This window comes from Actinomadura sp. HBU206391 (assembly GCF_014323665.1).
Taxonomy (GTDB): domain Bacteria; phylum Actinomycetota; class Actinomycetes; order Streptosporangiales; family Streptosporangiaceae; genus Actinomadura_C.
The window spans coordinates 1-11807 of sequence record NZ_JABVEB010000176.1 but is presented as its reverse complement, the minus strand read 5'-3'; the positions used below and the strand labels follow the sequence as shown (position 1 = coordinate 11807).

General features: G+C 67.8%; 12 protein-coding genes. 10 read left to right on the top strand and 2 right to left on the bottom strand.

The window, feature by feature from the left end; genetic code table 11:
• The 6 genes from HKK72_RS40180 to HKK72_RS29615 form a co-directional block, all read left to right on the top strand.
• Window positions 1-186: hypothetical protein (locus tag HKK72_RS40180; protein ID WP_222721294.1), on the top strand; the 186-nt coding region annotated here is incomplete at its 5' end.
• A gap of 424 nt (window positions 187-610) precedes the next feature.
• Window positions 611-1906: an aspartyl protease family protein gene (locus HKK72_RS29635; protein WP_187237737.1), complete on the top strand. Its 1296-nt coding sequence runs from the start codon at window positions 611-613 to the stop codon at window positions 1904-1906.
• A gap of 159 nt (window positions 1907-2065) precedes the next feature.
• Entirely contained in the window at window positions 2066-3148 is a 1083-nt protein-coding gene (locus HKK72_RS29630; RefSeq protein ID WP_187237736.1) for an endonuclease/exonuclease/phosphatase family protein, read from the top strand.
• Between the two features lie 51 nt (window positions 3149-3199).
• Window positions 3200-3400: a recombinase family protein gene (locus tag HKK72_RS29625; protein ID WP_187237738.1), complete on the top strand. Its 201-nt coding sequence runs from the start codon at window positions 3200-3202 to the stop codon at window positions 3398-3400.
• A 356-nt stretch (window positions 3401-3756) separates the two neighbouring features.
• Window positions 3757-5121 (top strand): ankyrin repeat domain-containing protein, encoded by a 1365-nt coding sequence (locus tag HKK72_RS29620; protein WP_187237735.1) that lies wholly within the window; start codon window positions 3757-3759, stop codon window positions 5119-5121.
• Window positions 5122-5311: 190 nt separating this feature from the next.
• Entirely contained in the window at window positions 5312-5944 is a 633-nt protein-coding gene (locus HKK72_RS29615; protein ID WP_187237734.1) for a DsbA family protein, read from the top strand.
• Window positions 5945-6297: 353 nt separating this feature from the next.
• On the opposite strand, the gene HKK72_RS29610 is transcribed toward HKK72_RS29615, so the two are convergent.
• On the bottom strand, window positions 6298-7263 hold the full coding sequence (locus tag HKK72_RS29610) for a GntR family transcriptional regulator (RefSeq protein WP_187237733.1): 966 nt from the start codon (window positions 7261-7263) through the stop codon (window positions 6298-6300).
• Between the two features lie 133 nt (window positions 7264-7396).
• Between HKK72_RS29610 and HKK72_RS29605 the strand changes: the two genes are divergently transcribed.
• From HKK72_RS29605 to HKK72_RS29595, 3 genes are all read left to right on the top strand, one after another.
• A complete protein-coding gene (locus HKK72_RS29605) occupies window positions 7397-7579 on the top strand; it encodes a hypothetical protein (protein ID WP_187237732.1) in 183 nt (60 codons plus the stop codon).
• 68 nt (window positions 7580-7647) lie between these two features.
• Window positions 7648-8622, top strand: coding sequence for a hypothetical protein (locus HKK72_RS29600; RefSeq protein WP_187237731.1), 975 nt, complete (start codon window positions 7648-7650; stop codon window positions 8620-8622).
• A gap of 400 nt (window positions 8623-9022) precedes the next feature.
• Window positions 9023-10363 (top strand): OmpA family protein, encoded by a 1341-nt coding sequence (locus tag HKK72_RS29595; RefSeq protein WP_187237730.1) that lies wholly within the window; start codon window positions 9023-9025, stop codon window positions 10361-10363.
• 132 nt (window positions 10364-10495) lie between these two features.
• On the opposite strand, the gene HKK72_RS29590 is transcribed toward HKK72_RS29595, so the two are convergent.
• Window positions 10496-11008 carry a winged helix-turn-helix transcriptional regulator gene (locus HKK72_RS29590; protein ID WP_187237729.1) on the bottom strand — a complete coding sequence of 171 codons (513 nt, stop codon included), beginning with the start codon at window positions 11006-11008 and terminating at the stop codon, window positions 10496-10498.
• Window positions 11009-11089: 81 nt separating this feature from the next.
• Between HKK72_RS29590 and HKK72_RS29585 the strand changes: the two genes are divergently transcribed.
• The gene (locus HKK72_RS29585) at window positions 11090-11572 is read left to right on the top strand and encodes a tautomerase family protein (protein ID WP_187237728.1); all 483 of its coding nucleotides are present in this window, start codon (window positions 11090-11092) and stop codon (window positions 11570-11572) included.
• Window positions 11573-11807 lie beyond the last annotated feature (235 nt).

The following is an 11807-nucleotide window of genomic DNA, read 5'->3' as shown; positions in this document are numbered from 1 at the left end:
ACGGTCTTCAGCCAATGCAGCATGAGGTGGTTTGAAGCCTCCCCCCGCAGGGCCAACCTTCATCTCCCGCGCAACACCACATCAAGAAGCTCTGCCTACAACATCAAGCTCCTCTCAACGTTCGGGACACACATGCCGCGCCAATATCCGCGCGAGTCGGCTCAGGGCGCGGTGTCGGCATTTTGAGCCTGGAAGGCTTCGTGAGTCGCCCCCCACAAGCTGCGGATCGTGTTGTCCGTGCTCGCGGGTGAGATGACCATCGCCGAGGCCGCTCGATGTAACAAGACCTCTGAGACCTCGATCGGTGGAAGGCCCTGTTCCTGGAGGCGGGCAAGCAGGGGTTGGCCGCGGGCGGAGCGGGGCGGCCGTCCAGTCGCAAGGGGCAGATGGAGGCCGGGATCGCCGAGCTGCGCACTTGAGTGGAGGCATGGACCACAGCGGTCTCTGCCGAGGGCATGGTGCCCCGGCTTCGGAGGCCATCGCGGAGTCCGCACCACCCGACTCTGGCCGCAGACCCGGGTCACAGCCGGGTCACAGCTTTGGGCACCGTGCTGTGACCGCCCGTTGGATAGAAAGTTGCGGCGGAAGGTGGTCACGAAAGGAGAAGGCCGTGGCTGATGACGGAGAATGGGACCGGCGTTCGCTGCTCCGCGGCGCCGCCGTGGTGGCCGGTGCCGCCGCGACGGCGCCGTTGCTGGGCGAGGCGGCCACAGCGCACGCCGACAGCAGTAACGCGGACGCGCTGTTCAAGGCCGGGAAGTTCGAGCAGGCCGGCCGCGCGTATGAGGAGATCCTGAAAAAAGACCCCAAGAACGTGCACGCGGCCCGCCAGCGCGGCTATGTCGGGCTACTGGGCAACAAGTTCGCCGAGGCTGAGAAGTATCTCAAGATGGCCATCGAACTGGCGCCCGACGACAAGGACGCCAACCGGTTCCTGGCCGACTGCTACATCCGGCAGGACAAATTCTCCCTCTCCGTACCATGCTGGCAAGCGGCCGGCAGGGAGGTCTTCGCCAAATGGTTCGGGGCAGTCCGCGGCAAGCCGTATCAGATCCACGGCGACATCGCGCGGCTGCCATGGCAGCAGACGGACCCGTCACCGCTGGTAGAGGCCTCGGTCAACGGCGGACCGCCGAAGCGCTTCATGCCCTACACCGGCGCCCCGTGGCTGGGCATGTCCGCAGAAGTAGCCAAGGAAGCCGGGCTGAGCCCCGTGGCCAAGCAACAGATCGAGTACCTAGACGGCACCGCATGGCAGTACTTCGGGGTGCTGGACTCCTTCAAGCTGGGCGGCATCGAACTGCGCAACATCCCCGTGGAGTGGTCGGAGTCGGACCAAGTTTCGCCCGGGGGGCCGAATGACGGCATCATCGGCACATGGGTCTTCTACCACTTGCTGACCACCTTTGACTACGCGGGCCGGTCGCTGATCCTGCGCCGCCGCACCCCCGAAACGGCAGGCAAGGCACGCGCCGACGCCGAACGGGCGGGCGCAGAGCCCCTGCCACTGTGGCTGGCCCGTGAGCACGGGCTGCACAGCAGGGGCAGCGTCGCCGGCTCCGGCACACGGGTGGTGGGCTTGTCCATCGGCGGAACCAGCGAGAGCGCCGCGGTCATATCCGAGGAAACGGCCGAGCAGTTGCGGATCCGCACCGACTACGACCGCCCATTGGAGACTTTTGCCCACAGCCACCCAACCGTCGCCTACCCCTGCTACCCGAAGGAGATCCGCCTCGGCGACACCGCCGCCAAGGAGGTCTACTGCGTGGTGAACCCAAGCCGGTCGCCCGCCCCCAACGGGTTCGACGTGCTGGCCGCCTTCTTCCACCCCTTCTACAAGCCCTACAACGTCACCCTCGACTTCACCGACATGAACCTCTACATCGCCCGCGGCAAGGCCACCTGATCACTGCCTGCACGGGCGTCATGGGAGCTACCTGAAGCTGCCGGCTCTACGGCCGCGGCGTAAGGGCGAACCAGACGCCCTTCGTTGCCCGCGTATGTATGCCGACCCCACCCAGGACCCGAGGACGCAACAGTGACCGGCAGTGAGCGAGGACAGACGATGGCGCAGGTGGACACGGCGGAGACCGAACAGGGCGGTGCGGGCATCCGCCGGGATACCGGCTCCGGTACCTGGCGCGCGGGCATCCGCCGGGCGATCCGCATCGGTTCCCGGCCGGGGCCCTGGAAGCGCGGCCTGGTGCTCGCGGCGCTGGCGCTGCTGCTGGGCCTGCTCATGCTGCTGCACGCGAAGATCCCGAACCGGATCGGGAACCTCGGCAGCCTGGTAGAGACCTCCCTGCCGTGGTTCGGCCTGTTCATCCCGGTGCTGCTGGCCGGGGCGCTGTGGCGCCGCTCCGCCTCCGCGGTGGCCGCGCTGCTGCTGCCGGTCATGGTGTGGCTGAACCTCTTCGGCGGGCTGCTCAGCGACAAGTCCCACCCGGGCGGCGACCTCACCGTGGCCAGTCACAACGTCGGCGCCGACAACCCCGACCCGGTCGGCACCGCCCGCGACCTGGCCGCTTCCGGCGCGGACGTGCTGGCACTGGAAGAGCTGACCCAGCAGGCCAGGAGCACGTACGAGAAGGAGCTGGCGAAGGCGTACCCGCACCATACGGTGCAGGGCACAGTCGGGCTGTGGAGCAAGCTGCCGCTGTCGGACACCCAGCCGGTCGACATCAAGATGGACGCCGGGCCGCTGGCGGACACCAAGCCGGCCGACATCAAGATGGCTTACAACCGGGCGCTGCGCACCACGGTGGCCACGGACCACGGGCCGCTGGCGGTGTATGTGGCCCACCTGGGGTCCGCACGGGTGAATCCCAGGGCGGGCTTTTGGACGGCCCACCGGGACAGAGGCGCGCAGGCGCTCGGCAAGGCCATCGCCGCCGAGCAGAACGAGCGGGTGGTGCTGCTCGGCGACCTGAACGGCACCATGGACGACCGCGCGTTCGACGACATCACCTCGCAGCTGCGCTCGGCCCAGGACGCGGCCGGGGACGGCTTCGGCTTCAGCTGGCCAGCGAAGTTCCCGGTGGCGCGGATCGACCAGATCCTGGTCAGAGGCGTGGAGCCGGAAAGCTCGCGGGTGCTACCGGCCACCGGCAGCGACCACCGGCCGGTGGCGGCCGGAATCAGCTGGTGAACACCGACCCGCCCCGCGGCCGCCGACACCGAACCGTTCGGGCATGCCCGGATCGGCTACGCCCGCGCCTCCACCCTCCGCCAGTCCCTGGACACCCAGCTCGACTCGCTCAAGGGCGCCGGCGCCACGCACATCTCCTCCGAGAAGAACTCCGCCCGTGCCAGGACCCGGCCCGAACTCGACAAGGCCGTCGCCCTCGCCCAGGAGATGCGGGCCTCCGGCCTCGCGGTCATCGCCCCGGTATCCCCGTGACCTGCTCCGCTGCACGCGCACCATAGGAACTCGACATGGTCGGAGACCGACTCTTGAGCGCGTGCCATGAATCTTGACGGACGCGAGATCCTGACATCGTGAGATTAAGTGCGCCGGTTAGAGCGTTTGCCCACAGAAGCTGGACAAGGCGGTCCCCGCGCCTGACGCGGGCCGCGATCGACGCTTCCTAACGGTTGCCTCCACGCAGAGCCCATCACTACTCTGAAAGGAGCGTGCGAGGGCGCTGCCAGTCCGCGGGCAGGGATTTTCCCACCTCGAGCAGCACGTCAACGCACTGGACAAGACCAACCTCTTTCCGGCCGGGCAAGCGGACCTCGGCGACGAAGGAGGTTGCGATGTCCGATCGTCATTTTGAGCTGCCAGCCCATCCGAACCTGGAGTACTACCGCAAGCAGGCCAAGCGCCTGCATCACGCGTACGCGGCGGGCGATGCGGCAGCCGAAGCCCGGGTTGCCGACATGCTGGGCGATCGAGCCGCCGAGCGGTTCCTGCTCAGCGACGTCCTGTTCGTGCTCGCTCAGGAACACGGATTCCGGACCTGGGCCGAGTTTCGCGACCACGTCGAAAGCCGCAGCAACACCGAGGACCGGCCGGTCTCCCGCCTCATGGGGGTCAGGCCGGGCATCTACGCCTCGATGGCCGAGGCCCTCCTCGTCGAGGTGCGCCGCGACGATCCCGGCGCGCTGCAACGGTTGCGGGCCTACGTGCCCCGGCACGCCACCGCGACCTCCGCCGCGACCGCCGAGCTTCGCGACGCGCGGCTGATCATCGCGCGGGAGCTCGGCTTCCCGACCTGGCAGGAGCTCGTCTCGTTTACCGAGAAATCCCGGCGCGATCTCGACGAACGTCGGAAGAAGCGGCGGCAGCTGCACCGCGAGGCCGAAGCCCTGCTGGCCGGCGATACCGATCGGCTGGCCAGTCTGACCGCCGAGCAGGCCGACACCCTGCTACACATGTTCGCGGGCTCCGAGACGATCCCCGGTGTCCGGCTCGAGAAGGAGCTCGGCGTGCCGCGCGCCGCAGTCGATGTCCTGCTCGGCAAGGCCACCAACCTGGATCTCCCGCTCGCCTGGGCTGCCCGCTTCAACCGGGTCGAATACGTGCGCCTGCTGCTCGACGCCGGCGCCGACCCTGGCATCCGGAAATGGGGCATCACCCCGCTAGAGGACGCCATCTACCACGACAACACGGAGGTCGTCGACCTACTCGCCAGGCACGGAATCGTCCCGCAGGCGCTCTGGACGTATGCCGCCTGCGGCCGGCTGGATCTGGTGCGGGCCTGTTTCGCCGCGGACGGCAGGCTCCGGCCGGACGCCGCGTCGGCGCGCCCCGACCTCGCCGACACCGGCGCAGGCTTTCCGTCTCGGCTGCCGGCGACCGATGATCCGGAGGAGATCGTGGGAGAGGCATTCGTCCATGCCTGCCAGCACGGTCGGATCGAGGTCGTGCGCTGGTTCCTCGACCGCGGCGTCCATCCCGACGTCGCGCCCTACCTCGGGCGGACCGGCCTGCACTGGGCAATCCCGGGCGGTCGTCTCCAAGTGATCCGCCTGCTCCTGGAGCGCGGTGCCGACCCATCCATCCGCGACGATCTCCTCCAAGCCGACGCCGACGGCTGGCTGCACATAGCCTTCGCCGCTCGCCCGCACGATCCCGTGACTCAGCAGCTCCACGATCTGATCGAGTCTCGATCGCGTTGAGTTACTGCTGCGGGTCCGGGCTGCCAAAGTCGCCAGGAAACCGCCCTGATCACCATGCTGGATGAACTCCTCGCATGGTCCCATGCCCTCCGAGTGCTGCGGGACCCCAGCGTGCTCCCCTGCACCGGCAGGCACTGTCCACCACGGAGTCTGCCGGTTGGCTTACTCCCAGAACTCATTAGGACCCAGGATGAAGGTAGAGGTATACGGCGATATCGCGTGCCCGTGGTGCCGCCTCGGCACGCACCAGTTCCACCGCGCGGTGGCCGCGGCCGGCGCAGAACCGGACGTCGAACTCGTCCATCGTCCGTACCAGCTGCTTCCCGACACGTCCGAGGAGCCCCGGCCACTGATGGACACGGTGGTCGAGATGTTCGGTCCGGAACAAGCTGAGGCGATGCTCACGGAGATGACACGGGTCGGCGCCAGTGAAGGGATCGAGTACCGATTCGACCGTGCGATGGCGGTCAACACCTTGACCGCGCACCGGCTGCTGTGGCTCGCCCTGTACGAGCACGGTGCCGAGGTGCAGGCCGCGCTGGCGACCGCCCTCTTCGACGCGTACTTCCGCGATGGCGTGAACGTCGCCGACCACATGCAACTCACCGAGTTGGCCGAGCGGGTCGGCTTGGATGGCGGCCGGGTGCGGGACTTTCTCGCCTCCGAGGAGGGGCGCGCCGAGGTACATGAGCAAGTGGCCGCAGCGCGGCGGGAGGGCGTCACCACCGTGCCAAGGTTCGTCTTCGAGAACGGCGAGCTGATCGTCGGTGTGACCAGCACCGAGGCGCTCGGCGACGCGCTCCGGCAGGCCAGCGGCCGGTAACGCGCCCCGCCCGCGCTTGGTGGGGTCGGATGATTGGAGTTCTGCCGGTAGGTCTCGGCGTCGCGGGTCAGGGCCGGGAGGTCGTCGATCTCGATCCGGTGCGGGTGCTCGTACTTCAGTGAGCCGAACGCGCGCTCGCGGACGCCGTTGTGCCCGGATGATCTGCGTCGGGTGCGGGTGTGGACGAACTCGGTCCGGCCGGTGATGAAGCGGGCGAACGCGGCCCCTTTGAACGCGCTGCCGTTGTCGGTGACCAGTTTGATCTTGCGGACCTCGCCGGTGACCGGGTCGGCCAGGGCCTCCTCCAGCGAGCAGCCGGCCACGGCCCCTCCGACGGTCGGGGGCCTTGACCTTCATGACCGCGTTCGGGATTCTCTCTCCAGCATGGCGGCGAAACCGTCGAGGTGACGTGCGAGGCTGTACTCGAACAGTCCGTCCAGGTCCGACACCGCTTCCTCGGGAATCGCGGCCAGGAGAGGAAATCGTCCGCGGCCGAGGAGTTCGTCCGCCCGGCCCTGCTGTGCGAGCCGCCACCGGGTGAGCGTCACTCCGGTCTCATGCTCCGCTTCGGCTTCGTCGGCCATGGACAGGGCGGTGGTGACGACCAGCGCGTGTAGCGCGAGTGCCTCACGAGTTCGCGTCGTCATGGGCAGCCCGAGCCCGTCGAGCGCGCGCAGGGTCCACTCGGTGTGAGCCATCATGTTGGGCACGAGCAACGGGCGCGTGAAGGAGACGGCCCTGGGCAGCCAGAGATGTCGGCGCCCCAGCTCCCATTGTCGGCGGGAGATCAGTTCGAGTTTGGCTCGCCACCCCTCCGGCCCGGGGGTGGGCAGCTCTGGTTCGGCGAAGACTTCGTCGACCATCTGCGTCACCAGTTCGTCCTTGTTCGCCACGTGCCGGTACAGCGACATCGCACCGACGTCGAGTTCCGTCGCCAGCCGCCGCATGGATACGGCGTCGAGTCCTTCAAGGTCGGCGATCGCGATGGCCGTTCGGAGTACGTGCTTGCGGTTCAGTGTCTGCTTGGGGATGTCGGCTCGCCGCGGGCTTGGCGGCGTGGTCGGGCCGACCGGCTGTTCCTGGACCGTACGGATGCTGACCACCGTGCCAGCGCCGACCTTCGTTTCGACCAGCCCTTCGTCGCGGAGAGCAGCCATCACTTTCGTCGCGGTCGCGACCGCTACGCCCCCTCGCTGGGCGATCTGCCGGATCGAGGGCATCCGAGCGCCTGGCCGCAGGTCGCCGGTCAGGATCCGGGAACGGAACTCCGCGGCGATCCGCCGGTAGGGCGGATCCGGACGTTGCGTTGACGACGGCATGGGACCTCGGTTCGTAGGGGTGTCGCGCACTTCGACAAGTGTACTAGTTCAATATTTAGAGTACTAGTTCACTTTCTGGGCTTTGTAACGCCGAATATGCGGGCGTTTCACATAGCCCGGATACGATGTGCGCATGACACGAGATACACCGTACGCACCCCCGCGGCATGCGGATGACGCAGAAGGGCATGCGGTGCTGGACGTCCTCGCCGAAGCGTTTTTGAGCGATTCCGTTGCCCGTCAGCTCGTCCCCTCGCTGTGGCTGGCGCTGACCACAGGCCGGAGCATGGGCGACACCGGAATGGTGATCGTATGAACCAGTTGTCCGGCTCGTTCGCCGAAGTGCGGTCGTGGCATCGACCATTGATGATTATGGTGGCGGCGATGTCCGCGCTCGTCGTCGTCGCGAGCTTCGGTCTCTTCGCAGACAGTCGTGAGCTCATGCAGGCATCGATCTGGGCGAAGCCGTTGAAGTTCGGGGTGTCGTTCGTCATCTACGGCGCGACGCTCGCCTGGCTGTTGCCGAAGCTTCGCAGGGCAAGACGCACGATGTGGACCCTCGGAACGGCCTTCGCCGTCGCCGGGCTGATCGACGTCGGTTTCATCGCGGTACAGGCCGCCCGCGGCACCTACAGCCATTTCAACGTCAACACCGATGCGTTCAACCAGATCGGGCAGGTGGTCTTCTCCTCAGGCGTGGTCGCGTTGTTCGGGGCGAGCCTGCTCATCGCTGTCATGCTGCTGTTCCAGCGGGTCGGCGGCACGGCACTCACCTTGGCCCTGCGCGTCGGGATCGGGCTGTCCGTCATCGGCATGGCGCTGGCGTCCTTCATCCGCGGGCGGGCCGCGACTGGGCCACGGACGGCCGAGGACGCCTACGGGAACCCGGTCACGCTGTTGGGGCAGCACGGGGTCGGGGCACCGGACGGCGACGGCATGCCGATCACAAACTGGAGCACCGTAGGCGGCGACCTGCGCGTTCCGCACTTCATCGGCTTGCACTCCATCCAGGTGTTCGTGCTCGCGGTGCTGCTTCTCACCACCCTCGCGGCCCGGATCAGCTGGCTGCGCAGCGAACGCGTGCGCGCCCAGCTGACCGGGGTCGTGATTCTCGGCTACACCGCGCTGTTCGCCATCACGACGTGGCAGGCGATGCGCGGCCAGTCGCTGGTCCACCCCGACGCGGCCACGTGGACCGCACTCGCCGTAACGGTGGTCGTGACCGCACTGGTGGCGGCTCTGACCATCTCGGCCGCCCGCCGCAGCGAGGTGGCACCCGCCGGCGACGGGCACTCGCCCGGCGCGCCGCCTCGCGGGCCCGTCGGGTCCTTGAGTCGAGGCCGTACCGCGGCTCGATGAGAACGAAGACTCGCGCCGCGTGGACGTCGAGCGGGGTGTCGGGTCGGCGTCAGCCGCTTCGGCACCCGTTTGGAGTCGCTGACGCGGCTGCCCACCGGCCGAGCGGCCCGAGGTAGAGGAGGCGAGCAAGATGCTGCGCCAGTCCCGGCCCGCTCGCGACCGACCCCATCAACCGCAGTCGAGGACCATGACCAAGCTCTGTCGTTTCCGACATCACACAACCTCCCCCACGCCTGGCCGGATCCTGGCCCTGAGCGCCGTACTCACGTTCGCAGCGGCCGGGTGCGAGGTGCTGCCGAATAAGGAAGCCGCGCCCCCGCCCGCCACCAACGCTCCGCCTGCCACCGCCACGGCATCGGGTCAAGACACCCGACCGACACTGGCCGAAACCCGCAGCACCATGACGGAGAACCTCAAGGTCGAGGTCGTCGGCCTCAACCGCGTCAAGGGCAAGCACCTCATCGCCCAGATCCGCCTGTCCAACACCGGCACCGAGAAGCACCTGTCCTGGGCCGGCGAGATGGGCGACCGCACCCGCCCCCTCGGCGAGATCAAGTGGGCCTCCGGGATCGGCGTCCTCGACGCGCAGGCCCGCACTTGGCTCCTGCCGTACAAACCCGTCGGCTCCCCCTGCCTGTGCAGCGACCGGGACCGCGACGGCCTCGGCCGCTTCATCGACCCCGGTCGGTCGATCACCGTCTACGCGGTGCTGCCCGCACCGTCGGGCAACCCTGCGACGACCACCGTCATCACCCCCGTGGGCCCGCCGATGCTCAACGTGCCCATCAGCGACGAAGCTCCGACCGGTGACTTTCCCGACCCCGATGCCGACACCGTCACCCTGGTCACCCGCCGCCTCATCCTCCCCTCCGAATCCCTGGACAAATCGGAGGAGACCGCCGACGACGGCAAGGATCTGCAGGTCAACCTCTCCTCCGACGTGCTGTTCGCGGTGGACAAGGCCACCCTCACCCTCCAAGCGAAGTCGATCATGGCCCGCACTGCCAAGCTCATCGACGCCTCCCCCGCCACGGTGGTGACGGTGGCGGGCCACGCCGACTCCTCCGGCAACGACGCCATCAACGACCCACTGTCGCTGCACCGCGCCCAGGCGATACAGCACGCCCTGTCGGCGCTGCTGTCCAGGGACGGGGTCCGCTTCCAGACCAAGGGGTACGGCTCGCGCCGCCCGCTGTACAACAACGACAGCGATGAGGGCAAGCGCCGCAACCGCCGCGTCACGGTGACCTTCCCCAAACCTCAGCCCGCTACCCAGGGACCGGTGGCCACGACCTCTCCCGGCGCGGCCGGCCTGACCGGCACCACCAAGGCGGACGGCCAGCCCATCGCCATGGAGGTCGCCGGCCTGCGCCGACTGCCCGGCGGCCTCGGTCTGCTCACCTACAAGATCACCAATAAGGGATCGGCCGAGACCTGGTTCAGGGACCTTCGCCACGCTCAGGACTGGGAGGCGTACAAGTACCAGGCCGCAAGCAACGTCCGCGTGACCGACGTCGCCGCCCGCCGCCAGTACCTGCCCGGCCGCCTAGAGGTCCCCACCGACGACGGCGTGGACTTCTACTGCGCATGCACAGACGTCTCCGGCGTCCGCATCAGCACCGAGAAGTTCGCACCGGGCCAGACCCGCGAGTTCTGGAACCTCTTCGCCCTGCCCGACACCGCCGACACCCTCAAGGTCAAGATCGGCCCGTTCCGCGACCTCCACGTCCCCATCCAGTAACGGCATCCGGGGGTCACCCCGGCATGGAGGCCCGGTGGCCGACCGCAAGGGATCGCCTCACGATGGGAGCGTTTGCCCATGCGTCCGCTCCAGGCGGACGACCGAGTTCGGTCACGGCCGCGAGCCGAACCCTTAGAGGGCGTCTGATCTTGGTTGGTCGTGGTTCGCTTCTCGGAACCGCTCAGCAAGGTCCTTGGGGAGTCCCGGTCCGGGCATTGGGATGATCTGACGCACGTCGATCGGCCGCCCTGTTCGCGCATCGATCACTTCGAACTCGACCGGTAGGCCCGTCTCACGGTCACGCAGCTCGATGGGCGGCCCACTGGGATCCGCCAACCAACGGTCTCCCCAGCGGATCATCGCGGCGAGCACGGTGAAGAAATCGCGGCCCTTCTCAGTCAGCCGATATTCGTGACGCACCGGCCGATCCTGATAGGGCCGGCGTTCGAGCATGTCCTCATCAACGAGGCGATCGAGTCGCTGAGTGAGGACATTGCGGCTCACACCTAGCCGCTGCTGGAACTCCTCGAAACGGCGAGCACCGTAGAAAGCCTCTCGCATGACCAGGGGCGTCCACCAGTCTCCGACGAGATCGACGGTACGGGCGATCGAGCAGGGCCAGTTGTCGAAGCGGGTTCGTCGCATGACGGCCATGCTAGTTGCTCTAAAGAACTGACCTTGCTAGCGTCAGTTGCTCTAGTGAACTTACCGCCTTGGAGGCAGACCATGCCCATGATCGACCTCACCATGCCGAGCGGCACCTTCACAGGCGACAGCAAGGCCGAGCTCATGGAGACACTTACCCGTACCCTGCTGAAATGGGAGGGCGCAAAGCCCGGAAACAAGGCGGCCGAGTCGATCGCCTGGACGTTCCTGCACGAGTCGGCGCTGGTCACGGTGGCAGGCCGTCCCACCCAGCAGCCCCGCTACCGGGTCGTGGTGGGTGTACCGCAGGGCACGCTGGACGGTGACGCCAAGGCAGGACTGGTCGCGGAGGTGACCGAGCAGATCCTGCGCGCTGAGATGAACGGCCAGGCCCCTGCCCCCGAGGACAGCTTCCGCGTCTGGGTGATCATCAACGAGATCACCGACGGCAATTGGGGCGGCGGTGGCCGCATCTTCCGGCTGACCGACATCCTCACCTTCGCCGGAGCAGGCGAAAAGGAGATCGAGCGGCGCATGGCACTGCTTCGCCAGTCTGCCGTATAGGCAGGACCCAACGGACTGCCTTGAGCAGGTAGCGGCGAGGCGTGGGCATATCGCCGGCGTCTCGCCTCTGAACTGCAATTCCGCATCCGTGACGCCACGTCCTTCGACCCGGCCGACGCGCGGAGACTGCGTGAGCTGACGGAGCGCCCGCCCACTCGTGAGCCCAGGTGCCTGGGCTCACGGGCCGCGGGCTCAGCTTCCGGCGCTGGCGGTTTGCAAGGTCTCGAAGTAGACC

Bases quoted from the DNA above. Each gene is read 5' to 3' on its own strand.
- HKK72_RS29630 (WP_187237736.1), top strand. From the start codon at position 2,066: ATGGCGCAGGTGGACACGGCGGAGACCGAACAGGGCGGTGCGGGCATC.
- HKK72_RS29620 (WP_187237735.1), top strand. From the start codon at position 3,757: ATGTCCGATCGTCATTTTGAGCTGCCAGCCCATCCGAACCTGGAGTAC.
- HKK72_RS29615 (WP_187237734.1), top strand. From the start codon at position 5,312: ATGAAGGTAGAGGTATACGGCGATATCGCGTGCCCGTGGTGCCGCCTC.
- HKK72_RS29610 (WP_187237733.1), bottom strand. From the start codon at position 7,263: ATGCCGTCGTCAACGCAACGTCCGGATCCGCCCTACCGGCGGATCGCC.
- HKK72_RS29605 (WP_187237732.1), top strand. From the start codon at position 7,397: ATGACACGAGATACACCGTACGCACCCCCGCGGCATGCGGATGACGCA.
- HKK72_RS29600 (WP_187237731.1), top strand. From the start codon at position 7,648: ATGTCCGCGCTCGTCGTCGTCGCGAGCTTCGGTCTCTTCGCAGACAGT.
- HKK72_RS29595 (WP_187237730.1), top strand. From the start codon at position 9,023: ATGACGGAGAACCTCAAGGTCGAGGTCGTCGGCCTCAACCGCGTCAAG.
- HKK72_RS29590 (WP_187237729.1), bottom strand. From the start codon at position 11,008: ATGCGACGAACCCGCTTCGACAACTGGCCCTGCTCGATCGCCCGTACC.
- HKK72_RS29585 (WP_187237728.1), top strand. From the start codon at position 11,090: ATGCCCATGATCGACCTCACCATGCCGAGCGGCACCTTCACAGGCGAC.